The 24,977-nt window shown below is 37.6% G+C and carries 26 protein-coding genes; 22 read left to right on the forward strand and 4 right to left on the reverse strand.

Annotation, left to right across the window (positions count from 1 at the left end; translation table 11 throughout):
• Positions 1 to 9 precede the first annotated feature (9 nt).
• The 19 genes from paaB to CWO92_RS00640 all read left to right on the forward strand — a co-directional run bounded on the left by paaB (position 10) and on the right by CWO92_RS00640 (position 17,705).
• The gene (paaB, locus tag CWO92_RS00550) at positions 10 to 399 is read left to right on the forward strand and encodes a 1,2-phenylacetyl-CoA epoxidase subunit PaaB (protein WP_199256878.1); all 390 of its coding nucleotides are present in this window, start codon (positions 10 to 12) and stop codon (positions 397 to 399) included.
• A 10-nt stretch (positions 400 to 409) separates the two neighbouring features.
• Positions 410 to 1,183, forward strand: coding sequence for a 1,2-phenylacetyl-CoA epoxidase subunit PaaC (gene paaC, locus CWO92_RS00555; RefSeq protein WP_233269786.1), 774 nt, complete (start codon positions 410 to 412; stop codon positions 1,181 to 1,183).
• 26 nt (positions 1,184 to 1,209) lie between these two features.
• Entirely contained in the window at positions 1,210 to 1,701 is a 492-nt protein-coding gene (gene paaD, locus CWO92_RS00560; protein ID WP_101352762.1) for a 1,2-phenylacetyl-CoA epoxidase subunit PaaD, read from the forward strand.
• 63 nt (positions 1,702 to 1,764) lie between these two features.
• Positions 1,765 to 2,058, forward strand: a complete 294-nt coding sequence (locus CWO92_RS00565) for an EthD family reductase (RefSeq protein WP_101352242.1) — start codon at positions 1,765 to 1,767, stop codon at positions 2,056 to 2,058.
• Positions 2,051 to 2,827, forward strand: coding sequence for an enoyl-CoA hydratase-related protein (locus CWO92_RS00570; RefSeq protein WP_101352243.1), 777 nt, complete (start codon positions 2,051 to 2,053; stop codon positions 2,825 to 2,827). Before CWO92_RS00565 ends, CWO92_RS00570 begins: the two co-directional genes overlap by 8 nt.
• Before the next feature lie 13 nt (positions 2,828 to 2,840).
• On the forward strand, positions 2,841 to 3,614 hold the full coding sequence (locus CWO92_RS00575; protein ID WP_101352763.1) for an enoyl-CoA hydratase-related protein: 774 nt from the start codon (positions 2,841 to 2,843) through the stop codon (positions 3,612 to 3,614).
• 12 nt (positions 3,615 to 3,626) lie between these two features.
• On the forward strand, positions 3,627 to 4,490 hold the full coding sequence (locus tag CWO92_RS00580) for a 3-hydroxyacyl-CoA dehydrogenase (RefSeq protein WP_101352244.1): 864 nt from the start codon (positions 3,627 to 3,629) through the stop codon (positions 4,488 to 4,490).
• On the forward strand, positions 4,490 to 5,689 hold the full coding sequence (locus CWO92_RS00585; protein WP_101352245.1) for an acetyl-CoA C-acyltransferase: 1,200 nt from the start codon (positions 4,490 to 4,492) through the stop codon (positions 5,687 to 5,689). Before CWO92_RS00580 ends, CWO92_RS00585 begins: the two co-directional genes overlap by 1 nt.
• 377 nt (positions 5,690 to 6,066) lie before the next feature.
• Positions 6,067 to 6,954, forward strand: coding sequence for a phenylacetic acid degradation operon negative regulatory protein PaaX (gene paaX / locus CWO92_RS00590; protein WP_101352246.1), 888 nt, complete (start codon positions 6,067 to 6,069; stop codon positions 6,952 to 6,954).
• A gap of 28 nt (positions 6,955 to 6,982) precedes the next feature.
• The gene (locus CWO92_RS00595; RefSeq protein ID WP_101352247.1) at positions 6,983 to 7,933 is read left to right on the forward strand and encodes an NAD(P)H-dependent flavin oxidoreductase; all 951 of its coding nucleotides are present in this window, start codon (positions 6,983 to 6,985) and stop codon (positions 7,931 to 7,933) included.
• A gap of 458 nt (positions 7,934 to 8,391) precedes the next feature.
• Positions 8,392 to 9,393, forward strand: coding sequence for an ABC transporter substrate-binding protein (locus CWO92_RS00600; protein ID WP_101352248.1), 1,002 nt, complete (start codon positions 8,392 to 8,394; stop codon positions 9,391 to 9,393).
• Positions 9,394 to 9,408: 15 nt separating this feature from the next.
• Complete coding sequence (locus CWO92_RS00605; protein ID WP_101352249.1) at positions 9,409 to 10,458, forward strand: ABC transporter permease; 1,050 nt, start codon at positions 9,409 to 9,411, stop codon at positions 10,456 to 10,458.
• Positions 10,436 to 11,236: an ABC transporter ATP-binding protein gene (locus CWO92_RS00610; RefSeq protein WP_101352250.1), complete on the forward strand. Its 801-nt coding sequence runs from the start codon at positions 10,436 to 10,438 to the stop codon at positions 11,234 to 11,236. Before CWO92_RS00605 ends, CWO92_RS00610 begins: the two co-directional genes overlap by 23 nt.
• Positions 11,237 to 11,546: 310 nt before the next feature.
• Complete coding sequence (locus tag CWO92_RS00615) at positions 11,547 to 11,942, forward strand: thioesterase family protein (protein ID WP_101352251.1); 396 nt, start codon at positions 11,547 to 11,549, stop codon at positions 11,940 to 11,942.
• 86 nt (positions 11,943 to 12,028) lie between these two features.
• Positions 12,029 to 13,138 carry a Leu/Phe/Val dehydrogenase gene (locus CWO92_RS00620; protein WP_101352252.1) on the forward strand — a complete coding sequence of 370 codons (1,110 nt, stop codon included), beginning with the start codon at positions 12,029 to 12,031 and terminating at the stop codon, positions 13,136 to 13,138.
• A 45-nt stretch (positions 13,139 to 13,183) separates the two neighbouring features.
• Complete coding sequence (gene pdhA / locus CWO92_RS00625; protein WP_101352253.1) at positions 13,184 to 14,251, forward strand: pyruvate dehydrogenase (acetyl-transferring) E1 component subunit alpha; 1,068 nt, start codon at positions 13,184 to 13,186, stop codon at positions 14,249 to 14,251.
• Positions 14,248 to 15,246: an alpha-ketoacid dehydrogenase subunit beta gene (locus CWO92_RS00630; protein WP_101352254.1), complete on the forward strand. Its 999-nt coding sequence runs from the start codon at positions 14,248 to 14,250 to the stop codon at positions 15,244 to 15,246. The genes pdhA and CWO92_RS00630 overlap by 4 nt, the downstream gene beginning before the upstream one ends.
• 14 nt (positions 15,247 to 15,260) lie before the next feature.
• Positions 15,261 to 16,445: a dihydrolipoamide acetyltransferase family protein gene (locus CWO92_RS00635; RefSeq protein ID WP_101352255.1), complete on the forward strand. Its 1,185-nt coding sequence runs from the start codon at positions 15,261 to 15,263 to the stop codon at positions 16,443 to 16,445.
• 339 nt (positions 16,446 to 16,784) lie between these two features.
• Entirely contained in the window at positions 16,785 to 17,705 is a 921-nt protein-coding gene (locus CWO92_RS00640) for an iron-hydroxamate ABC transporter substrate-binding protein (RefSeq protein WP_101352256.1), read from the forward strand.
• A gap of 261 nt (positions 17,706 to 17,966) precedes the next feature.
• On the opposite strand, the gene CWO92_RS00645 is transcribed toward CWO92_RS00640, so the two are convergent.
• Positions 17,967 to 18,521, reverse strand: a complete 555-nt coding sequence (locus CWO92_RS00645; protein ID WP_101352257.1) for a hypothetical protein — start codon at positions 18,519 to 18,521, stop codon at positions 17,967 to 17,969.
• 109 nt (positions 18,522 to 18,630) lie between these two features.
• Here CWO92_RS00645 and CWO92_RS00650 point away from each other — a divergent pair, with 109 nt between their 5' ends.
• On the forward strand, positions 18,631 to 19,236 hold the full coding sequence (locus tag CWO92_RS00650; protein ID WP_101352258.1) for a TetR/AcrR family transcriptional regulator: 606 nt from the start codon (positions 18,631 to 18,633) through the stop codon (positions 19,234 to 19,236).
• Positions 19,237 to 19,566: 330 nt separating this feature from the next.
• On the opposite strand, the gene CWO92_RS00655 is transcribed toward CWO92_RS00650, so the two are convergent.
• The 3 genes from CWO92_RS00655 to CWO92_RS00665 all read right to left on the reverse strand — a co-directional run bounded on the left by CWO92_RS00655 (position 19,567) and on the right by CWO92_RS00665 (position 22,649).
• Entirely contained in the window at positions 19,567 to 20,865 is a 1,299-nt protein-coding gene (locus CWO92_RS00655; protein ID WP_101352259.1) for an NCS2 family permease, read from the reverse strand.
• 152 nt (positions 20,866 to 21,017) lie between these two features.
• Positions 21,018 to 22,016, reverse strand: a complete 999-nt coding sequence (locus CWO92_RS00660; protein ID WP_101352260.1) for an inorganic phosphate transporter — start codon at positions 22,014 to 22,016, stop codon at positions 21,018 to 21,020.
• Between the two features lie 12 nt (positions 22,017 to 22,028).
• Positions 22,029 to 22,649 carry a DUF47 domain-containing protein gene (locus CWO92_RS00665; protein ID WP_101352261.1) on the reverse strand — a complete coding sequence of 207 codons (621 nt, stop codon included), beginning with the start codon at positions 22,647 to 22,649 and terminating at the stop codon, positions 22,029 to 22,031.
• Positions 22,650 to 22,985: 336 nt separating this feature from the next.
• Here CWO92_RS00665 and wrbA point away from each other — a divergent pair, with 336 nt between their 5' ends.
• Together wrbA and CWO92_RS00675 are read left to right on the forward strand one after the other, a co-directional pair.
• The gene (gene wrbA, locus CWO92_RS00670; protein ID WP_101352262.1) at positions 22,986 to 23,597 is read left to right on the forward strand and encodes an NAD(P)H:quinone oxidoreductase; all 612 of its coding nucleotides are present in this window, start codon (positions 22,986 to 22,988) and stop codon (positions 23,595 to 23,597) included.
• 190 nt (positions 23,598 to 23,787) lie between these two features.
• Positions 23,788 to 24,975, forward strand: coding sequence for a CaiB/BaiF CoA transferase family protein (locus CWO92_RS00675; protein WP_101352263.1), 1,188 nt, complete (start codon positions 23,788 to 23,790; stop codon positions 24,973 to 24,975).
• Positions 24,976 to 24,977: the final 2 nt, after the last annotated feature.

The following is a 24,977-nucleotide window of genomic DNA, read 5'->3' on the forward strand; positions in this document are numbered from 1 at the left end:
GTAGAAAGGATGAGCTGTTTGCAGAACGAAGAGTTTTACCATGTGTTTGAAGTATTTAGTAAACGAAATCACAAATCAGATTTTCAGCACCAATTTAGTCTGCTTGCTCCGAACCATGAAATGGCATTAGTGATGGCGCAAGAGAACTTTATGAGGCGGGAGCCGGTAGTCGATATTTGGGTAGTGAAACGCTCCGATATTACGAAGTTAAAACCAGAAGATAAGAAAGCATTGGAACGTCTGGATAACAAAGAATACCGACTAACAAAAGGCTATGGATATTTGAAAAAAAAATGGCGGAAATATGAGCAACAAGTATTAGATGAGAAGGAAATTATGTCGTGGGGAGGGGATCAACGTGGACCAAATCGCAACGCCGCAGGAAGCGATTCAAAATAAGCAATATAAAATGGCTCTAATCGAGCTTTTATACCAACTGGCAGACGATGATTTTATTCTGGCTTTTCGTGGTTCCGAATGGCTTGGCTTAGCACCTCATATTGAAGAGGATATCGCTTATGCATCGATTAACCAAGCTACCATGGGGCATGCTGTTATGTACTATGAACTTCTAGAGTCTCTTGGAGAAGGTAGCGCAGACGAACTTGCGCACGAACGAAAAGCATCTGAACGTAAAAATGCAATACTGCTAGAGTTAATGAATGGAACTGGTTCTTACTTGGAAAATCCCAGCTATGATTGGGCATTTACAGTAGTCCGACATTATTTCTATGACATTTATAAAAAGTTAAAATTGGAATCTCTGAAACAATCCTCCTATCTTCCGTTAGCGCAAGCTGCCACCAAAATTAAAATGGAACAATACTACCATGTCATGCATTGGAAAGTTTGGTTTAATCAACTTGTGTTAAGCGGCGGAGAGGCCAAGACACGTATGCAAGCTGCTATTCAAAAGGTATGGGATGAATTTGCAGACGTTCTATCATATGGAACATATGCAGCAGACTTTTCGAAATATCAATTAATAGAAGAAGAAAATCTTTTTAAACAAAAATGGGAAGTGGAAATGCAACAGGTCTTTCAAAAAGCAGGCATCGACTATCCGGGACCTCCAAGCGCAAGGAAAGGCAATGGAAGAACTGGTATGCACACGGAGGACCTAAACCAAGCTTTATCTATCTTAAGTGAAGTCTATAGTCTCGATCCACAAGCAACATGGTAGGAAAGGTGAGGGAAAACGTGGAGTCGATGGAATTTTTACAAAGTAAAGTACTTCAAATATTGGAGAACGTAAAGGATCCCGAAATTCCATCTGTAAGTGTGGTGGATTTGGGGATGGTGGAAGATATTCAGATTGATCAATACGGCAGGGTAAAACTTAAAGTGCTTCCAACGTTTGTCGGATGTCCTGCATTAGAAATTATTAAGAAAAATATAATAGAAGCGATTCAAATGGTGGATGGTGTCAATGGAGTGGAAGTGGAATTTGTTCATGATCCGCCATGGACATCTGACCGCATTTCAGAAAAAGGAAAAGTAAATTTGAAACAATTTGGAATTGCACCGCCACCAGTTTTTATAAAAGAAAAGGAACTATGGGATGTCGAATGTCCATACTGTGGATCCCATTATACAACAATGGAGAACTTATTTGGTCCTACAGCTTGCAGAAGTATTTTATACTGCAAAAGCTGCAAAAATCCATTTGAGGCGATGAAGCCAATATCAACCTTAATGTAAATAAGAATTTCTCCTGGAGCCAGATAATGACTGAAGCTTTTAAAAAAGAAAGGATGTATGCTCATGTATAAAATGATTGCTTTATTTAAAAAACCAGAGGACACCGAAAAATTTGATCAATACTATTTTGAAACTCATATCCCGTTAACAGAAAAAATTCCGGGACTCAGGAAAGTAGAAATTACAAAAATGTCAGGGTCAAGTCCTTATTACTTAATGTGCGAAATGTATTACGACAGTAAGGAAGCTTTTAAAGCAGCCTCGAAAACAGAAGAATCAAAGGCATCTGGAAAGGATGTAATGGGCTTTGCAGGTGATCTTGTAACTTTCATGTTCGGTGAAGAAGTCAATGGCTAATTATGAGTACATACGAGTTGAGGCTAAAGATCAGCTTGGATTAGTCATGCTTAATCGCCCAAATGTACTGAACGCCTTGAATCGCCAAATGGTGTCAGAGATTATTAGAGCATTAGAAAGCTTTGAACAAAATGAACAAATTCGTGTCATGGTTATTTACGGAAATGGAAGAGCCTTTGCGGCCGGGGCAGATATTGATGAAATGGCAGCGGATAATCCAGTGAGCCTTGAACTTTTAAATCAGTTTGCCGAATGGGATCGCTTTACCCTACTGAAAAAGCCGGTTATTTGTGCAGTCCATGGATTTGCGTTAGGAGGAGGGTTTGAATTAGCACTAGCATGTGACTTATTATTTGCTGCTGAGGATGCTAAATTTGGGTTTCCAGAGGTCAATTTAGGGGTTATGCCTGGTGCAGGTGGAACACAAAGGCTCACAAAACTTATTGGAAAAACGAGAGCCTTAGAGTGGCTTTGGTCAGGTGAAATGAGGGACGCGGAGGACGCATGCAGAGAGGGAATTGTAAATAAATTGTTCCCTAAAGAGGTATTGTTGGATGAAACGATGAAATATGCCCAAATGCTTGCCAATAAACCACCTCTTTCTGTGCGTCTAATTAAGGAATCGGTATCGAAAGCCTTAGATTATTCCTTATATGAAGGGATGCAATTTGAAAGAAAAAATTTCTACCTATTATTTGCATCCGAAGACCAAAAAGAAGGCATGAATGCATTTATGGAAAAAAGAAAGGCCAATTTTAAGGGTCAATAAAGGTGGGGTTTGGATGTTTGACACGATTCTTTATGAAGTAAGAGATCATGTAGCTTGGATTACGATGAATCGTCCACAAAGCTTGAACGCATTTAATAGCAAGATGAAAGAAGAAATAACAAAGTCTATTAAACAGGCAGCAAATGATATAGAAGTAAGGGCCATCGTCATTACAGGAACAGGTAGAGCATTTTCATCCGGTCAGGATCTTCAGGATGTTGAAGCTGATACGGATTATGGGGAACTAATAAGAAAATACTACAATCCAATGATTAGACAGATAGCTTCGACTGAAAAGCCAATTATTGCCGCTGTGAATGGAACTGCTGCCGGTGCCGGAATGAGCCTCGCCTTAGCATGTGATTTTCGATTAGCCTCTTCAAAAGCTAGTTTTTTAGAAGCTTTCATTCATGTAGGATTGGTACCTGATTCCGGTAATTTTTATTATTTGCCGAGAATGGTGGGGCATGCAAAAGCGATGGAATTAGCCGTCTTAGGGGAAAAAATATCGGCAGAAACGGCCAAGGAAATTGGTCTGGTTACGAAGGTAATTTCCATTGAAAATTGGGATGAGGAAGTAGCAATATTTGCACAAAGACTAGCAAGCATGCCAACGAAAACAATTGGATTGATAAAAAGATACATGTATCAAAGTTGGGAATCCAACCTTTATGAAATGCTGGAAAAGGAAGCTTACGCACAAAAAATTGCTGGGCAAACACTCGATCATAAAGAAGGTATTGCGGCCTTTTTGGAAAAGAGGAAACCTCATTTTCAAGGGGAGTAGGAGGGAAATCGGTTGGTACAAAATATAGCTGTAATCGGCTCAGGGGTAATGGGGAGAGGAATAGCTTATACTGCGGCTATAAGCGGGTTTACCGTTTACCTATTTGATGTAAGCGAAAAGGCACTTACACATGCTCAGTTAGAAATAGAAGAGATTTTTTTAAAAGGAATCGAACGAAAGAAAATAACTACGGATCAAATGGAGATAGCAAAAAAAAATCTTTCATATGCGGCTGATTTTGAAAAAGCGGTTCAATCAGCAGATTTAATTATAGAGGCAGTTCCTGAAAAACACGAGATAAAGAAAAATGTGTTCGAAAGAATGGATTCGCTCGCTCCAGCATCTTGTATTTTTGCATCAAATACTTCCACAATGAGTCCAACTGAATTAGGGTCTTTCACAAAAAGACCAAATAAAGTGATTGCCATGCATTTCTTTAACCCAGTTCATAAAATGCCACTGGTGGAAATTATTAAAGGGTTGGAAACAGAGGAAGAGACGGTGCATCAAATAAGATGTATTGCCGAGCAAATGGGGAAAGAAACCGTAGTCGTGAACGAATTTCCGGGTTTTGTGACGAGCCGAATAAGTGCTCTTGTAGGAAACGAAGCATTTTATATGTTGCAGGAGGGAATTGGTACACCGGAAGATATCGATAAAGCGATAAAGCTTGGTTTAAATTATCCAATGGGTCCGTTCGAACTAGCAGACTTAGTTGGTCTAGATACTAGACTCAACAATCTACAATATTTACACAAGACATTAGGGGAAAAGTATCGCCCTGCCCCATTGTTAGTTCAATATGTGAAAGCTGGTCGCCTCGGCAGAAAGTCTGGCAAAGGGGTATATGATTACACTAATAGGAGTGGGGAGTAATGGAAACGGTCGTTATAGTAGATGCAGTTCGAACTCCGATTGGAAGATATAAGGGTGCTTTGAAAAGTGTACGTCCTGATGATCTAGGTGCCGAGGTCATCAAAGCTTTGGTAGATAGAAATCCAAGACTTCCAGTACAAGAAATAGAAGAGGTCGTCCTTGGAAACGCCAATCAAGCGGGGGAAGACAATCGCAATGTAGCAAGAATGTCCGCTTTATTAGCAGGTTTGCCGGTTGAAACAGCAGCTACTACTATCAATCGACTTTGTGGGTCTGGCCTTGACGCCATTAACTACTCAGCAAGAGCCATCGCCTTAGGGGAAGGTGATATCTTTATCGCAGGTGGAACGGAAAGCATGACAAGAGCTCCGTTCGTTATGGGAAAGGCAGAAACGGAGTACCCTCGCGGCAATATGGAGCTTTATGATACCACGATTGGTTGGCGCTTTATTAACCCGCGTTTGAGGGAAATGTATGGGATAGATTCTATGCCAGAAACAGCGGAAAATGTTGCCAGAAGGTTTAACATTTCCCGGGAAGAACAGGATTTGTTTGCTTATGAAAGTCAAATGAAGGCAAAAAATGCCATGTTGAGAGGGATATTTTCAAAAGAAATTATCCCTGTTACGGTAACGGATAAAAAAGGGAATAAGACAGAGGTATATTTGGATGAACACCCGAGACCAACAACAACAATGGATGCCTTAGCAAAACTTAAGCCTTTATTTGAAGGAGGCACTGTAACTGCAGGAAATTCTTCTGGTGTGAATGACGGCGCTTCCGCGTTATTAATGATGAGTGAAAGAAAGGCGAAAGCGCTTGGATTTAGACCTTTAGTAAAATTTCGTGCATGTGCAGTAGCAGGGCTTGAACCAGCGGTTATGGGTTTGGGACCTATATATGCAACAAGAAAGCTATTAAAAAGAGCAGGAACTTCTATAAAAGATATTTCATTAGTGGAATTAAATGAGGCTTTTGCTTCACAATCATTGGAATGTATCAAGCAAATCGAAGTAAATCCGGACATTGTAAATGTAAACGGAGGTGCTATTGCTTTTGGGCATCCTTTAGGTGCAAGTGGGGCAAGAATTTTAACCTCCTTAATTTATGAAATGAAACGAAGAAATGCAGACTTAGGAATCGCTACAATGTGCATCGGAGTTGGTCAAGGCATTGCAACGCTTGTAGAAAATATATAGTTAAAAACATGTCTAGACACTGACTAGTGTGTAGCTCCAGCGCTAATAGACTAGCAGATTTCCCGCTCTCATCCCTAGCATAAGCCAGCAACAGGTGAAAATGGTAGAGCAATTTTCAATAGCTTGTGAACTACAGTAGCACGGTTTCTTATTTCAGCCGAAACCTCCTAAATCCCTACACCGGTGGTCACGGCAACTCTGCTTTTCTTCTTAATCGCTGTTCATTGTCGAAAAGTTATGAATTTGGTAGAATACAAACAAATGCGAAATGCGCCTTGTTCATCTGCAAGCATATAGGCGCGTAGCTAGAGTAGAAAATAGTGATAGTTCTATATTTTATAGTCTTCTAAAAGATAAAAAGGGTAGTGAATTCATACATGAACAGCAGCTTGAATACTAGATCGATGATATTTACTTTATATGGAGATTACATTCGCCATTATGGAAATGAAATATGGATTGGCAGCTTAATTAGGTTATTAAAAGAATTCGGGCATAATGAGCAATCTGTTCGTGCTGCGATTTCCCGTATGTATAAACAAGGATGGGTAGATTCACGAAAAGAAGGGAATAAAAGTTTTTACTTTTTGACTGAACGCGGCATAGAGAGAATGGATGAAGCAGCAAAACGTATATTTAAACTAAATCCTGATAAATGGGACGGCAAATGGAGAATGCTCATATACTCCATTCCCGAGGAAAAAAGAAATATCCGAGATGAGTTACGAAAGGAACTGCAATGGAGCGGTTTTGGATCCATTGCGAACAGCAGTTTTATTTCGCCTAATGATTTGACGAAGCAAGTATACCTGTTAATCGATAAATATAATATTAAAGAGTATGTCCATTATTTTATAGCGGAAAATAATGGACCGAGGAAAAATCAGACAATCGTAAGAGAATGTTGGGACTTAAACGATATTAATGAACACTATAAAACATTTATCGACTTTTATGGTGAAAAGTTCCACAAGGAGAAAAAGAAAATATCTAAGAACCAAATGACAGCAGCAGAGTGCTTTGTGGAAAGGACGAAGCTTGTCCATGAGTATCGAAAATTTTTATTTATCGACCCTGGATTGCCGGAGGAATTGCTGCCTAAAAAGTGGCTGGGTAATAAAGCGGCTACTTTATTTACTGAATATTATCGGGAATTAACTGAACCAGCATCTCATTTCTTTGAATCCGTTTTTAAGGATGGAAATGAAATGAAGATAAAGGAAGATTATGATATGTATCAGCATCCACTCATTATCGAAGAATAGCAAAATATCTGTTTTGGGGGGCAGTTATATGAGTCAAGTAGCAACACTTCTCGGCATCAAAAAGCCAATTATACAAGGTGGCATGGGGAATATTAGCAATGCTCAGCTTACTGCAGCAGTTTCGGAAGCAGGTGGTTTAGGAACTATAGGAACAGGTACGATGAATGTATCGGAAATCGAAGCGATTATCCTAGAAACAAAGAGATTAACGAATAAACCATTTGCAATAAATATTCCTATATCCGTACATCCGGAAGCAGAAAAAATAATAGAACTTATTTTTACACACTCCATTCCCATTGTATCCTTATCTGCTGGAAACCCATCCCCGTATATTCCAGTATTACATGACAGGAAAGTGAAAGTGATGGTAGTAACGGGCAGCGTGAAACATGCAAAAAAGGCGCAGGAGTCGGGAGCAGATATCATTGTTGCAGAAGGGGTAGAAGCTGCTGGCATAAATTCCCCATTTGAAACAACAACCATGACCTTAATCCCCCAGATTGTGGATGCAGTTACTATACCGGTTATTGCTGCAGGGGGGATTGCAGATGGCAGAGGGATGTTAGCCGCATTTGCACTAGGAGCTCAAGGGGTACAAATGGGAACTAGATTTGTAGCTACGATAGAAGCACCTTTTTCTGAGGAATATAAAAAGAGAATAGTAGATGCAACCGATCATAGTACCATGGTAGTAGGACGGTCTATCGGAAGAGTAAGAAGGGTATTAGACGGGGAGTATGCTAAATCAATTTTTTACAGGGAAAAAAGCGGTATAACCATTGAGCAATATGAGGAACTAACAACAGAGAAACAGCATCGCATCGGTGCTTTAGAGGGCAATGAACAAGAGGGATTTATGAATAGCGGCCAAATCGCAGGGCTAATAAAAAAAATACCAACTGTTAAAGAAGTGATCAATAGGATGATGGAGGAATACGAACAACAATTAAAGTATTTATCAGGCCTAAAGATATAATACAAGATTATATAGAGTTTTTGAAATTTTTAAATTAAATTGACCGTCTATCACATAAAATGTTAATATAACGTTAAATAAACGTTAGCTTTTATTTCGTAATAGCAGAGCAGCTAGTTAATAAAAGCTAATTGATGCAAATTAAAAAGATATGAAACCGTTTACAAAGGAGGGGTTATTTTAAGACTAGTTTAGTAGGAATCTGTCTTCCTCAATCCATCAGGAAGGTTTTTAGTATGGAAAAAGGTACAGAGATTTTCACACAACACGCAATTCTCATTCAACAGGACTGTTTTCGAAACAAAATGTCACTGCACGCTCTTTGTATAAAATACTGAAACAGAATAGTTTCGGGGCATTTTCTAAAAAATACTTTTGACAAGTAGAACTAAGAATTTTATAAAGTAACAACTTTCAAGAGAAAAGCCTTAAAAAACTTATTTCAAAGGGGTACTGGAATGATGAAATGGAAAAAAACTGCTGTTGTCCTATTAAGTACCATTCTACTAGCTGCTTGTGGTTCCAAAACATCGACACCTTCATCATCTGGGGGACAAGCAAATAATGGAGAATCAAAGAAAAAAACGTATAATATCGGGGTAACCCAAATTGTCGAACACCCATCACTTGATGCCGCATTTGAAGGTTTCAAGAAGGCAATAGAAGAAGGCGGAATAAAAGCCAAATATAATATACAAAACGCACAAGGCGATAATAGTACTAATACCACCATCGCAACAAATTTAGTAAACTCAAAAGTTGATCTCATCTTCGCAAACTCTACACCAAGTGCACAAGCCGCAGCAAGTCAAACAAAAGATATTCCGATTGTCTTTACTTCCGTCACGGATCCAATTGGAGCAAAACTAGTTTCTTCTATGGAGAATCCAGGCGCGAATATTACAGGAACAATCGATACCCATCCAGATGCAATTCCAAACACCTTGAAATTTATGAAAGAAAAACTGAATATGACAAAGGTCGGTATGGTTTATAACTCAGGAGAACAAAATTCACGTGCGCAAGTAGATAACGTGAAAAAATTAGCAAGTGGAATAGGTTTGAAAATAGTAGAAGCTTCAGTAGCAACTTCTGCAGATGTTAAACAAGCGACAGAGTCATTAGTAGGTAAAGTGGACGGATTTTATATTATTTCAGATAATACTGTCGTTTCTGCTTTAGAATCAGTTATTTCTGTCGCGAATAAAAATAAACTTCCAATGATGGCTGCAGAATTTGATTCGGTAAGAAAAGGTGCTTTAGGAGCATATGGCTTTGAATATTATGATATTGGTTATGAAGCCGGACAAATGGCAGTCAAAATTTTGAAAGGCGAAAGCAAGCCTTCTGACCTTCCTGTTCAAGTTCCGCAAAACCTAAAGCTTGTCATCAATAAAAAGACGGCTAATACGATTGGTATTGATATTAAAGATGACTGGAATGCAGAAACTACTGAATAAATAGGAGATGATTCAATGTTTGCAACGATCTTTGGATCACTTGAGCAAGGAATCATCTATGCTATTCTGGCACTTGGAGTGTATCTTTCCTTCCGAGTGCTGGATTTTCCTGATTTAACGGTGGATGGAAGTTTCGTGACCGGTGCGGCAGTTGCGGCAACGATGATTACCTTTGGTTATAACCCTATTCTTTCTACTCTTCTGGCATTTGTTGCCGGTTTCGCAGCAGGTTGTGTTACAGGCTTTCTCCACACAAAGGGAAAAATCAATCCGCTCCTTTCAGGAATTTTAATGATGATTGCCCTGTATTCTATAAATTTACGTATTATGGGAATGACTTCCGAAACGTCTGTAGGAAGACCAAATATCCCTTTATTAAACTCAGATTCTGTATTTACGATATTTCACCAAGTATGGGTACGATTGGGAATTGATAATTGGCTAAATACTATGCTTGGTAACGTAGGTATTAAATACCTACCGACCACCTGGGGAACCCTGGTCTTGATGCTGATTGTGACATATTTGGTGAAAAAGTTTGCAGACTGGTTTCTGCAAACAGAGATCGGTCTTGCATTGAGGGCCACTGGTGACAATCAAAGAATGATTAGGAGTTTTTCAGCTAACACTGATTGGTATATTGTACTGGGCCTTGGAATTTCCAATGCGCTTGTGGCATTTGCAGGTGCATTAATAGCTCAGTATTCCATGTTTTCGGATGTGGGAATGGGAATCGGTATGATAATTGTTGGTCTTGCTTCTGTTATTATTGGTGAAGCTATCTTTGGTACGAAATCAATCGTAAGAACGACCTTAGCAGTAATATTCGGTGCCATCATTTATCGAATCATCCTTGGATTTGCGCTTCGCTTGGATATTTTAGATACAGGTGATATGAAGCTTATTACCGCCGTAATTGTAATACTAGCTTTAGTCCTTCCAAAGATAATCGAGACGCAACGTGAAAAAAGAAGAAAAGCTAAACGGCATGAAGAAAGAATGTCAGCATTACAAACAGAAATCAGGGGAGAGGAGGATACAGGTGCTGCAACTCAATCAGATTAGCAAACTATTCAATGAATCTACCCCGGATGAAAAGATCGCCTTAGACAGGGTAAATCTAAACTTACAGAAAGGCGATTTCGTAACCGTAATTGGAAGTAACGGTGCAGGCAAGTCTACTTTAATGAATATGATTTCTGGTGTACTTACCCCAGACGTAGGTACCGTATATATCGATTCTGAGGATGTTACAAAATTACCAGAATATAAGAGGTCCAAATTAATTGGGAGAGTTTTTCAAGATCCAATGGCAGGAACTGCTCCTTCTATGACAATTGAGGAAAATTTAGCAATGGCTTATGCGAGAAATCAAAAAAGAAAACTACGGAGAGGGGTAGACAAAAAGAGAAGAGATTTCTTTAAAGAGTCACTCGCTGTTTTGCATCTAAATCTTGAAAACCGCTTAAACGCAAAGGTAGGATTACTGTCTGGAGGTGAACGACAGGCACTTTCCTTATTAATGGCCACTTTTACTAACCCATCTATATTATTATTGGATGAACATACAGCTGCGCTTGACCCTTCAAGAGCAAAGCTGATTACAGAGTTGACAAAAGAGCTTGTAGAAAAAGATAAATTGACCACCATTATGGTAACGCATAATATGCAACAGGCATTAGATCTTGGCAATCGCCTAATTATGATGGATAAGGGACAAATTATTCTCGAAGTGAATGAGGATGAAAAAAGAAGTCTTACCATAGATCAGTTGATGGCGGAATTCCAAAGAATTCGAGGTACCAAAATGACCAGCGACAGGGCTCTTTTATCAGTAGATTAATAGCTAGGATTTTGGTTCATCGGGTACCAAATCTGCAAGTATCTTCTATTTTTGCTCGATTAAAAAGGCGTATAACTTGTTATATCAAAAAAATATAACAAGTTAGATGCTGTCTAGCTTTTGCCTTTCAGCTAAAGGATTTCACCGTCCACTCTTTGATAAGTCTACATCAGGTGAAAATGGAAGTCGTATTTTTAATAGCTCGCGATCTACCTTAGCACGGTTTCCTTTATCTTAGTCGAATACTACGAAATCCTAACGCAGCTGGGTAAAGCACTTACACTTTTCTAAATAGAAAAGGGGAGATGTAATGAAAAAAGGCATGAAAATCGGTCAGACTGCTTCTATTTCCTTTAAAGTTACACCAGATATGTTTGCGCAATTTGAGGGAAATGTGGTTCATAAGGCATATTCCACGGTTTCTATGGTTTATCATATGGAATGGGTATCCAGGCAAATTATTCTGCCTTTCCTTGAAAACCACGAAGAAGGAATTGGCGGCGCTGTTCAAGTAAAGCACATAGCGCCAACAACAGAAGGTACGATTGTATCCGTAAAGGCGAAGTTAACGGAAATAAAAGATAATATAATCATAACTGAAACTGAAGCATGGACTGAAAAAGGATTAATAGGAAAAGGGGAAGTAAAACAAGTAATCCTCCCTAAAGCTCAAATTCAAGAGAGATTAGAATCTTCAATCCTATAATAAATTGATATATAAGGATAAGAAATGGCAATTGAATCAACTTCTGCTCCATTCTAATCTCCATCTATTAGAAAGGGGAATACAAGGTGGATATTTTTACTGAAATCAAGAGTCATGAACAAGTTGTAATCTGTAATGATCCCAACACTGGATTAAAGGCAATTATTGCAATACATAATACCACACTCGGACCTGCTACAGGAGGATGCAGAATGTATCCTTATAAATCTTTTGATGCTGCACTTAATGATGCCCTAAGGCTCTCAAAAGGAATGACCTATAAATGTGCTGCAGCAGATTTGGATTTTGGGGGTGGGAAAACCGTGATTATCGGTGATCCCGCAAAGGACAAAACACCGGAATTGTTCCGGTCACTAGGTCAATATATTAACTCATTAAATGGACGTTATTACACGGGAACAGATATGGGAACAACACCAGAGGATTTTGTTCATGCGATGAAAGAGACAAATTGTATTGTTGGTTTACCGGAAGAATATGGGGGCAGCGGTGATTCTTCCATCCCTACAGCACATGGAGTGGTTTATGGCATCAAGGCAACATCAGAAGTGTTAGATGGTTCCAAATCCATAGGGGAAAAATCATATGCAATCCAAGGTCTTGGAAAAGTAGGCTTCAAAGTGGCAGAGCAATTATTAGAAGAAGGTGCCTCTTTATTTGTTTCGGAGATTAATCCGCATGCTATTGATGCTCTAATAAAGCGGGGCAAAGAAATTGGAAATGAATTTATTAAAGTTGTTTCAGGAAACGACATTTATGGAGTAGATGCAGATGTCTTTGTTCCTTGTGCATTAGGCGGAATTATAAATGATGAAACGATTGAACGCTTAAAAGTGAAAGCTATTGTCGGATCTGCTAATAATCAGTTGTTAGAAGATTATCATGGCGATGTTTTATTAAAAAAAGGAATTCTCTATGCCCCAGATTATATTGTTAATGCCGGTGGACTTATTCAAGTGGCAGATGAGTTATATGGGCCAAACAAACAAAGAGTGATGAAGAAAACAAAAGCAATATATACTTCATTACTTGAAATTTATCGTACTGCTGAAAATATGCATATTTCTACTATTCAATCTGCGAACCAATTTTGCGAACAGCGCTTAGAAATGAGAAAGCAGAGAAATAGTTTTTTTTCCCATCATAGGCGTCCGAAATGGGATGTGCGGCATTAGTAAGGGAATATGTTAATCCTGCTAAAAAAGGAGGATGTATAGGAAGTGAAGGAATATAAAACTAAGCAATATTTAGATGAAAATGGAAGGGTCACAAATGATGAGTTGAAACAATGGATTACAGGTGAACTTGCACTAACCCTTTATGAAAAAATGCTATTAGTTAGAACGTTTGACAGGAAAGCGATTAGCCTGCAAAGACAAGGAAGACTTGGCACATATGCACCTTTTGAGGGGCAGGAAGCAGCTCAAGTAGGCAGTGCATTTGCATTACATGAAAAAGATTGGCTTTTTCCTACCTACAGAGATCATGCCGCAAGCATAACATTTGGGCATTCCTTAAAAACCATTTTCCTTTACTGGAATGGTAGAGTGGAAGGCTGTGTACCGCCTGATGAAAGAAAAATCTTCCCGCCGGCAGTGCCAATTGCAACACAGCTCTTACATGCTACCGGCGCTGCACTTGCAGAAAAGTGGAAGGGCACTAAAAACGCTGCAATTGTTTATTTTGGAGATGGAGCAACATCAGAAGGGGATTTTCATGAAGGATTAAACTTTGCGAGTGTCTATAAAGCTCCTGTTGTCTTTTTTAATCAAAATAATCAATATGCAATTTCTGTACCTATTCACAAGCAGATGAATTCTGAAACCATCGCCCAAAAGGCAGTAGCTTACGGAATACAGGGTGTCCGCGTTGATGGAAATGATATCTTTTCCGTATATTTAGAAACAAAAAAGGCATTAGAAAGAGCTAGAGATGGAGAAGGACCTACCCTTATTGAAGCTGTCACTTGGCGATATGGTGCACATACCACCGCAGACGATCCAACTAAATATCGTAATCAAGAAGAAAGTAAAGCAAAAAGAGAAACCACTGATCCTGTTCTCCGCTTAGAACGTTATTTAAAAAATGAAGGATTGTGGGATGAAAGTTGGTTAAGCCAGATACAGGAGAGAATAAATGGCAATATTGAATCAGCAATCAAAGAAATGGAAGCGTTCCCAAAACCTGATGTGAAAGACTTATTTGATCATGTTTTTGCTGAGCCAACTTGGACCATCAAACAGCAGAAGGACGAATATTACGAATACTTAAGAGGTGTAAGCCAATGAGTATAGATGTAATGAAATCACAGAAGCTCACCATTGTGCAGGCGGTAACCGATGGCCTGCAAACGATGATGCGCGAAAAGAAGGAAATCATCATCATGGGGGAGGACGTTGGACGCAATGGCGGTGTATTTCGTGCAACCGATGGCCTGATAGATGAGTTTGGAGAAGAGCGAGTATTGGATACACCATTAAGCGAGTCAGGTATTGTTGGAACAGCTATAGGACTTGCGATTAATGGTTTTTTACCTGTTGTGGAAATCCAATTTTTAGGATTCATTTACCCAGCCTTTGAACAAATTATGGCACATGCAACGAGAATTCGGATGAGGACAATGAGTAGATTCCATGTTCCAATTGTTATTCGTGCACCATATGGAGCAGGTGTAAAAGCTCCTGAAATTCATTCAGATAGCATGGAAGCATTGTTCACCCATATGCCAGGAATCAAAGTAGTATGTCCATCCAATCCCTATGATGCTAAAGGTCTATTAATTTCTAGTATTGAAGATCCGGATCCAGTACTATTTCTGGAATCTCTACGATCTTATCGAGCTTTTAAAGAAGAGGTACCAATAGGTAAGTATACAGTTGAAATTGGAAAAGCAAATCGTTTAATGGAAGGGGAAGATGTTACGATTATCGCATGGGGGGCGATGGTGCCTGTTGCCATGAAAGCCGCCGAAAAGGTAAAGGGCGAAGGTATCAGTTGTGAAGTCATTGACTTACGAACCTTATACCCTTTAGACCATTCGATGATTTCGGAATCAGTGCAAAAAACGGGTCGAGCCATTATTGTTCATGAAGCGCCTGCAACAAGCGGTTTAGGTGCGGAAATCATTTCCGTTATCCAAGAGACCTCGTTCTTATATTTGAGAGCTCCTATTGAAAGAGTTGCCGGTTTCGATGTCCCTGTACCTTTTTACGCATTAGAGAACCACTTTTTACCTAGTGAAGGAAGGGTTACAAAGGCAATTGAAAAAGTAATGCATTTCTAGCAGGAAAGAAGGTGATGATGTTGGTTGAAGTAAAGCTGCATGACATTGGAGAAGGAATGACAGAGGGAGAAGTATTGAATTACCTTGTAAAAAAAGGGGATCGAGTAAAGATTGACCAGCCGCTAGTAGAAGTTCAAACGGACAAAATGACCGCCGAACTTCCATCCCCCATATCTGGTGTCGTTCGTGATATTTTAATAGAAGAAGGAACCAATGTATCCGTTGGGACAACATTATTAATCATTGATACGGAAGAAATGCATCTAGATTTTTCAGATAGACCGGAAAAACCTTTGCCTAAAAAGAGAATTATCGCAGCACCTCATACGAGAAGAATTGCCAGAGAGCTCGGTGTAAATATAGAACAAGTCATAGGAACAGGTCCTATCGGCAGGGTGACGGATGAGGATATTTATAAATTTATTAGAAAGGCTGAAGTTTCTTCTTCTACTACCGAAGAAGAAACAATGGTAGAAACGCGAAAAGAAAGTACCTCATTACCTAAAATTAATAAGGAAGAAATACCATTTAAAGGTAGAAGAAAGCAAATTGCAGCAAAAATGGTTCAATCACTATATACGATTCCTCACGTCACACATTTTGAGGAAGTTGATGTAACCAACTTGCTTTCTTTAAAGAATGAACTGAAGAATGATGGTACTAATATATCTGTTGCAGCTTTTTTTATCAAAGCGATTTATCTGGCATTAAAAGACTATCCAATTTTTAATTCGGTTTTGGATGTGGAAAAAGAAAGGATTCTATTAAAAAACGAATATAACATTGGGATTGCTGTAGATACCAGGGAAGGTTTAATTGTTCCAGTTATTCATCATGTGGAACAAAAAAACATTACTACTATCTATCAGGAAATGAAGGATTGTATACAAAAAGCTCAAAATAACAAGCTGACAAAGGAAGACATTACTGGCGGAACTTTTACCATAAGTAATGTTGGTCCGCTCGGAGGAATTGGAGCGACACCAATTATCAACTATCCAGAATCAGCACTAGTCTCTTTCCATAAAACGAAAAAACGCCCAGTAGTAATAAATGATGAAATCGTTGTACGCTCCATTATGAATCTATCCATGTCCTTTGATCATCGTGTGGCAGATGGGGCAACAGCAGTAGCGTTTACCAACAGACTGGTAGAATTGCTTGAGAATCCATCTAAAATGATACTGGAGTTGCAATAAAAGCAAATGAAGTAGTTTCATTTATATGGATGAAATGTAGCTTAAACATGTCTATATTTCCATCATAAAGGGTAAATAAAAGCGCTTGGAACCTAAATCCAAGCGCTCCGTTTCTATATCCGCTTTTTCACTACCTCTCCTTTATAGAAAAATCATGTTTTCACAAATCTCCCATTTAGTTGAAATATGACTGCAATACCTTTTCCTAGCTACATGTAAATTATTTTTAATTTAAATTTTCTTCAGTGGTATTGACAATAAAAATAATAATATGATAGCTTATTAATTGAAAATGATTATCAATATCATTTGAAAATGGAACAAAAGGGAGATATTTGAATGAAAAAATTCTTTATTCCAGTGTTTTTCATTTTGATGCTGGTTATTACGGCATGTAGTACGCATGAAACGGAAAAGTCAGTTGGAAAAGAAAGCAAAAAGGTTAAAGATGAACTGATTACATATGAGTCAGAAAATGGACCTATTAAGGTTCCTGCTCATCCTAAAAGAGTCGTTTTATTGTCTGGGTATGCGGGAGATTTAATTTCCCTTGGTGTAAATATTGTAGGGGTTGAAGAATGGTCGAAAAAAAGTCCGTTATTTAAAGAAGAGTTAAAAGATGTACCTACTGTATCTGATGATAATGTAGAAAAAGTTATTGAATTAAAGCCAGATTTAATAATAGGATCAAGTACTAGCAAAAATTTAGACAAATTTAAAAAAATAGCTCCTACGGTTACATACACTTATAATAAATTGGATTACCTAACACAACATTTAGAGATTGGTAAACTGGTAAACAAAGAGAAAGAAGCTCAAGCTTGGATTACTGATTTTAAGGAACGAGCAAATACTATTGGTGAAGAAATAAAGGAAAGAATTGGACAAAATGCAACGGTGACTGTAATGGAAAGCTATGACAAAACTATGAGCATCCTTGGAAAAAGTTGGGGAAGAGGGACAGAAGTTCTGTATCAAGCAATGAAGTTAAATATCCCTGATAATGTACAAAAAGTTACAAATAAAGAAGGGTATTACACTATTTCCTCTGAAGTGCTGCCTAAATATGTTGGTGACTATTTAGTTATAAGTAAATATATGGATCAAGATAATTCATATCAAAAGACTAAATTATATAAAGAAATACCTGCTGTAAAGAACAACCATGTATTTGAAGCAGATGCTTATACATTTATGTTTAATGATCCAATAACATTAGACTATCAACTACATTTCTTTAAAGAACATTTTTTAGATTAGACTAACCCAAGACAAACCAGGAGATTTATGTGAAGCGAGTGCTTAAACAAAGACTTTAGGATATGTTGATATCCTATCGAAGGTAAGAAGGATAATCAAGGCCCATTAAGGTATAGTATTCTTGATTTTCCTTTCTTCATCGGTTAAAACATACATGTGTAAAAAAGGCTACCAATATGGCAGCCAGAACCTCAAGTCTTCCTATGGTTCTTAGTTAAGGCATACATTTTGTACAATAAACAAAGATACTAAACGATTCCATTAAGTTCCCGAAGAGATCCCCTTTTCCTTTGGGGGCCAAATAAAATAAGTAATCGAAATAATTAGATCTATCCCTAATACTATTGACCAAATTTTTGCTACTCCACTTAAGGCTTGGGTTCTAGATATATCATCGATCCAAAAGATCAATCCCACTAATATACCTCCACCAATTATATAAGCAATGAAATGTCTAATCCAACCTTTAAAATAGTGTTTTGAATATTCAATTCCGTAACGTTTTCTTGGTTTTTCTCCTTGTTTTGTTACATAATATTGAAAACGCTGATCCGCCCATTCAATCATACTTTTACCGTAGGCAATGGATATACCTATATAAACAGCAGCAATTGCATGTGCTGTAGTTGCGACTTCGCCACGATATATATCGATGCCTGCTGCAATTAACAAAGTTAAATCAACAAGCGGAGTTAGTGCAAGCAGAATGATCCCTAACTGTTTTTTCTTGAAGATATATCTTGTCATCAATCCCAATACAATGACAACCCAAAACGCGATTTCACAAAAGACGATCATCCATCCAATAATGGTCAAATAACCACTCCTTTTTAATACAAATGTATTATATAAACAAAGTATAACATTCTATTTTAAATAATACAATCGTGTTATTTAAAACTTAACATTGTGCTAAAATAGAGATATGCCTAAAATAGTTGATCATGACTTACGAAAAAGACAAATTGCAGAAGCTTCATGGAGGGTTATTCTAGAACAGGGAATGGAAGGAGCAACAGTTAGGAATATAGCAAAAGAGGCTGGTCTCTCATTAGGAGCTTTGCGCCATTATTTTTCTACTCAAGATGAGTTACTAGAATTTGCTATGAATCTTGTTATTAAAAGAGTAACAGAACGAATAAACAAAATAGCCCTTAATGAATTACCTCCCAAGGAAAAAATATTGCAAATCCTGCTTGAAATTATCCCAACTGACTCTGAAAAGATGGCAGAAATGGAGGTATGGTTTGCATTTGTTGCGTATGCTAGACATAAAAAAGATACTTTTGATGCAAAACATGATGGAATTTATGATGGTCTCCGTAACCTAATACATTATCTAGACCAAGCGAAACTGTTAAAGAAAAACCTTAATACAGAACTTGAAGTTGAAAGATTGTACTCATTGGTTGACGGCACAGCTATGCATGCATTATTAGATCCTACCAGGTTAGATAAAGGTCGAATCCACAAGTTACTCGTTTACCATCTAAATTCAATTTGTATTGATGAGATTGAAAAGACTTACTAAGTAGTGAGTCTTTTTCAATTTGGGTACGAAAGAATCAAATATCATCCTTTAAAATCATTATTTGTTGATATATCAGGAACAAAAAGAGATCAAATCAATATACTGATTTGATCTCTAAAAGAAATTGAATCATTTAATTGTCTACGTGTTTTTACTATAAAAAAGTCATTTTCAAACTCATTTCACTTCACTTACTATTATTAAACGGAAAGTGTGTATGATTTTAAGAATTACTTGGGCATATTATTATAGCTCAGTTAATATTATGAAAGGGAAATTGGTACTTCAACATTTCACTTATTTGTATGCAGATAGCAAGGCGCATTTGTTTTATTGCGGAACAAACGCAAGCTGCAAGATAAACAACACTGCGAATATATATACAAGCACATGAACTTGGCGCCATTTTCCTCTAACTATTTTTAAAATAGGGTAAGAAATAAAGCCGAGTGCAATACCTGTAGCAATACTGGAAGTTAACGGCATGCTTAAGATAATTAAGAATGCAGGAAATGCTTCATCGATTTCATTCCATTTGATATGGGCGACATTGCCTATCATTAAACTTCCTACAATTATTAATGCAGGAGCCGTAATTGCATATATACCAGATACGGCATTTACGAGTGGGCTAAAAAAAGCAGAAATAATAAAAAGTATGGCTACAATGGTTGTCGTTAATCCTGTACGGCCACCGGCAGCTACACCAGAAGTCGATTCAATAAATGCGGTCGTGGGGCTCGTCCCGAAAACAGCACCAATCGTAGTACCGATAGAATCTGAAAGTAGTGCTCGACGTGCACGTGGCAATTTCTTCCCACGCATTAAGCCTGCCTGTTCCGCGACGCCAACCATCGTACCAGTTGTATCAAAAATCGTTACGAGTAAGAAGGAAAAGACTACAGCATATAAGCTATGATGAATTACATCACTAAAAGCGGAGATTGGGTTAACAATCATAAAATGCGGCAGAGAAGGTATTCCTACTATCCCTTTATCAAATTTAAGCTGTCCAGTGAAAAAGGCGATAATTCCAGTAATTATCATGCCGATAAATAGTGCCCCATGAATTTTTCTTGCAAATAAAATTAAAGTAATGACTAGCCCGACTATTGCTAGAATCGTTGACGGATCATGCAAGTTGCCAAGTTTCACTAAATTAGCTTTATCTCCAGTAATAATCCCTGTTTGCTTTAAACCAATAAAGGCAATAAACAGACCGATACCGGCTGTAATACCATGCTTTAAATTATCAGGAATTGCTTCAATTAGCTTCTGGCGAAAAGGGGTTAAAGATAAGATGATAAAAATGATACCTGCTACAAAAACGGCAGCAAATGCAGTGGTATAGGAAACATGTCCATGACTTCCGACAACGGAATAGGCGAAATAAGCATTCATCCCCATCCCGGGAGCGATGGCAATTGGATAATTAGCGCATAAGGCCATCCATAATGTACCGATAACAGTAGCAATAATAGTAGCCATAAAAACATCATTAAAAGGCACGCCAGCATTATGAAGAATGACAGGATTAACAACGATAACATAAACCATGGTTAAAAAAGTAGTTAATCCAGCAACAACTTCCGTCTTAGGATTCGTGCCGTTCTCTTTCAATTTAAACATATAATACCTCCGAAAAATACGAACGATTAAAAAACACATATTATATATTATTCGTTTTTGAGCTGGTAAGCAATAGTTTTTATTGTAGTTTCTCCATTTTTATTAAAAGAAATCATTACAAATAAAAAAAAAAAGGCCTCTTTTGTGCCTTTTTAAATAAAAAGATTGAGAATAAAGTAAACGATAGCTGATAATATAGCCGTAATTGGCAAAGTAATAATCCATGTAAATACAATTCTTTGCGCTGTATCCCATTTTACACCTCTTACTCGGTGGGCCGTCCCTACTCCAAGAATTGAAGAGGAAATAACGTGGGTGCTACTTACAGGAAGGTGTATAAATGTTGCACCGAAAATGATTAATGCAGAACTTAAATCTGCCGCTACCCCGTTGATAGGTTTAATCTTCATAATTTTTCCGCCAACTGTTTTGATAATTTTGTACCCTCCAATAGAGGTACCTAATCCCATTGCAGTTGCACAAGCAATTTGTACCCATAAAGGAATATCATGACCTTTAATCATGTTGCTGGATATTAGAGCTAACGTAATAATACCCATTGATTTTTGTGCATCATTTGTACCATGGCTATAGGATTGTATAGCAGCTGTTAAAATTTGAATGAGACGAAATCGCTTATTTGTTTTTGCTAAATTAAAGTTTTTAAATGCGACTTTGAAAATGCTATAAATTATAAAACCAATGATAAATGCAAGAATTGGCGAAATAATTAGAGCTTCAAGAATTTTAATAAATCCACTATATTTTATAGCTGAGAAACCTGCAGCGGCAATTGCTGCACCTGATAAAGAACCGATAATAGCGTGAGAGGAACTACTGGGAATTCCAAAGTACCATGTAAGTAAATTCCAGGCGATAGCTGAAATTAATGCAGCAAGGATAACAACTGCTCCATTGTGTATGGTGTATGGATTCACAATATCCTTTGATATAGTTTGGGCTACCCCTGTAAAAGTCAATGCTCCAAGAAAATTCATACATGCAGCAAGGATAATAGCATGTCTTGGTTTTAATGCCTTCGTTGAAACTGAAGTTGCGATTGCATTAGCAGTATCATGAAAACCGTTAATAAAATCGAAGCCAAGAGCAAAGATGACTGTTAACAAGGTGATTATAAAGACACTGTCCATTGCTTATGCTCCTTATGCGTTTTTCATAATAATACTTTCTAATATGTTTGCCACACTTTGGCAATCATCTGCAATCTCTTCTAGATTTTCATAAACTTCCTTGTACTTAATTAAACGAATAGGATCTTTCTCTTTTTGGAATAGTTCCTTAATAGATTCACGTAAAATATCATCACATAAAGACTCATATTCCTTAATTTTAATCGCATGTGGACGCATATTCGGTAGTTTTTTGTTAAAAAGAAATTCGATAGCTTTTTGAATTTCCTTTGTACAATTCCGTATAGCCTCTACAAACTTATACATATACTCATCTGCATGGAGAATTACATATACTTCAAATATATAAGCACAATGTTCAAGACCATCAAGCACATCATCTAATACATTTGTAAGGGTAAGTAAATCCTCTCTTTCAATTGGTGTGATGAAAGCATCATTGAGCTCCATAATCATTTCATGCACATATGTATCGCCTTGTGTTTCAAACTCTTTCATTCTTTGTGCAAATTCTTTTAAATTGCTCTCATTATTTAATTTGTAATCAGCAAAATAGTTTGCACTCTCGTGTAAATTCGCAGCAATGTTTTCTAATAGAACTGCAAACTTATCCTTTTTATTTTTAAATACCATTACCTAACCTCCTGAAAGCTTGGTATACCAAACGTATTTATTTTAGCTGATTTTTTAACAAGTTAAAAGAAAAAAGTCTGAAGAACCTATTAATAATTATTAGTTTTACACAATACGGAAAAAATACACACTAATTTTTGGGTCGAGCATGATTGTTGACGATGCATTTTAGAAAGGATACAATTATCTTGAATTCGAGATAATTGAATTCTAAAAGTAAAATTTAACGAGTATGCTCTCGATAAATTTTACATAAGTAGGCATAAAATATATACATTAATAAAATATTATTAGTGTTGTAAGTCTGCTATTAATATTAAGTAAAGGAGCTTTTAAATGACGAACGTAAATTTAGCGATTATTTACTATAGTTCAACAGGAACGAACTATCAATTAGCAAAATGGGCTGAAGAAGCTGCTAAGCAAGCGGGTGCAGAAGTAAAGGTATTAAAAGTAGAAGAGCTTGCACCAGCTGCTGCAATTGAATCCAACCCAGCATGGAAAAAGCATTATGATGAAACACAAAATGTCCCAGTTGCAACAGCAGCTGACATCGAATGGGCAGATGCGATTATTTTCAGTGCACCAACTCGTTTTGGAAATATTCCATCGCAAATGAAACAATTCTTAGACACATTAGGCGGTCTTTGGGCGTCAGGAAAAACAGTGAACAAAGTCGTAAGCGCTATGGCTTCTGCTGGAAATTCAAATGGTGGCCAAGAGCAAACTATCCACGCTATTTATACATCTATGATGCATTGGGGCACAATCATTGTTCCTCCTGGTTATACGGATCAATCTATCTATGCAGCCGGAGGAAATCCTTATGGTACAACAGTAACTCAAGGGCAAGATGGCAAAATAGTAGAAGATGCTGAAGCAGCTGTTAAACATCAGGCAAAGCGCACTGTTCAAGTTGCAGAATGGGTAAAAGCAGGGCAACAGTAATAAATAAAAGATGATTAAAAACTCGTATCTTTAAAGATGCGGGTTTTTTTTATTGCCATAAACTCCATAAGCGGAAAGCATTGGCATAAATATGAACGCATTTTCGTAAATATGGTAAGGAAAGAAACTGTAATTCAGCATTCTAGGTCAAGCTATGCATTACTAGAAATTCTGAAAGGAGTGATGATATTTGGCCGGAGCATTAGATGGAATAAAAGTGTTGGATTTGACGCGGGTGCTGGCAGGGCCGCTGTGTACGATGATATTAGGAGATTTAGGCGCGGAAGTAGTGAAGGTAGAGGCACCCGGGGGCAGTGATGATACAAGAAATTGGGGACCGCCATTTCAAAATGGAGTAAGCGCTTATTACTTATGCGCTAACCGGAATAAAAAAAGTATTACTATCGATCTGAAATCCGATAAAGGGCAGCAATTGATAAAAGAGCTTGTATTAAAAAGTGATGTAGTCATACACAATTTTAAAACAGGGACGATGGAACGGTTAGGACTAGGGTATGATGTGCTATCAAAGTTAAATCCTAAACTAGTATTTTGTTCCATCACTGGATTTGGAGAAACCGGTCCATATAAAAATCTAGCTGGCTATGATTACATCATTCAAGCAATGTGTGGGTTGATGAGTATCACTGGTTCAAATGAATCAGGGCCGCAAAAAGTGGGGATTGCCATTACAGATATTTTAACCGGTTTATATGCCTGCATTGGCATTCAAGCAGCGTTGCTGGAAAGACAGAAATCTGGGACTGGACAAAAATTAGATATGGCTCTCTTTGATGCAGGAATCAGCTCGCTAGTGAATATTGCCAGTAATTTTTTGATGACAAGAAAGCTTCCAAGCTTATTAGGAAATTTACATGCTAATATTGTCCCCTATCAAACATTTGAAACTAAAAACGGAAAAATGGTGATTGCCGTTGGAAATGACCGGCAATTTGAAAAACTATGCCAGATTCTTTCTCTAGGTGAATTGTACAGTGATCCAAAATTTAACACAAATGCTAATAGGGTAGAAAACCAGAAAGAGCTAATACCTATTTTGCAAAATAGATTGTCTGATTATGCAACAGAGTATTGGTTGGAAAGATGCAAGGAACATGGAATACCGTGTGGACCAATCAATAACTTAAAAATGGTGTTTGAAGATCCTCAGGCATTAGCTAGAGAGATGTTAATACATGTCGATCATCCGGCAGCAGGGACAGTGAATTTAGTGGGGAGTCCTTTAAAATTGTCTAAAACACCAGTTCAGGTCACACAGCATCCCCCATTGCCTGGAGAACATACTCGTGAAATTTTAATATCAATGGGTTATTCGGAAAGGGAAATCCAACAAATGATGGATAATAATATCGTTTAGGA

The sequence above is a fragment of the Heyndrickxia camelliae genome (genome assembly GCF_002844575.1).
Classification (GTDB): Bacteria; Bacillota; Bacilli; order Bacillales; family Bacillaceae_C; genus Margalitia; species Margalitia camelliae.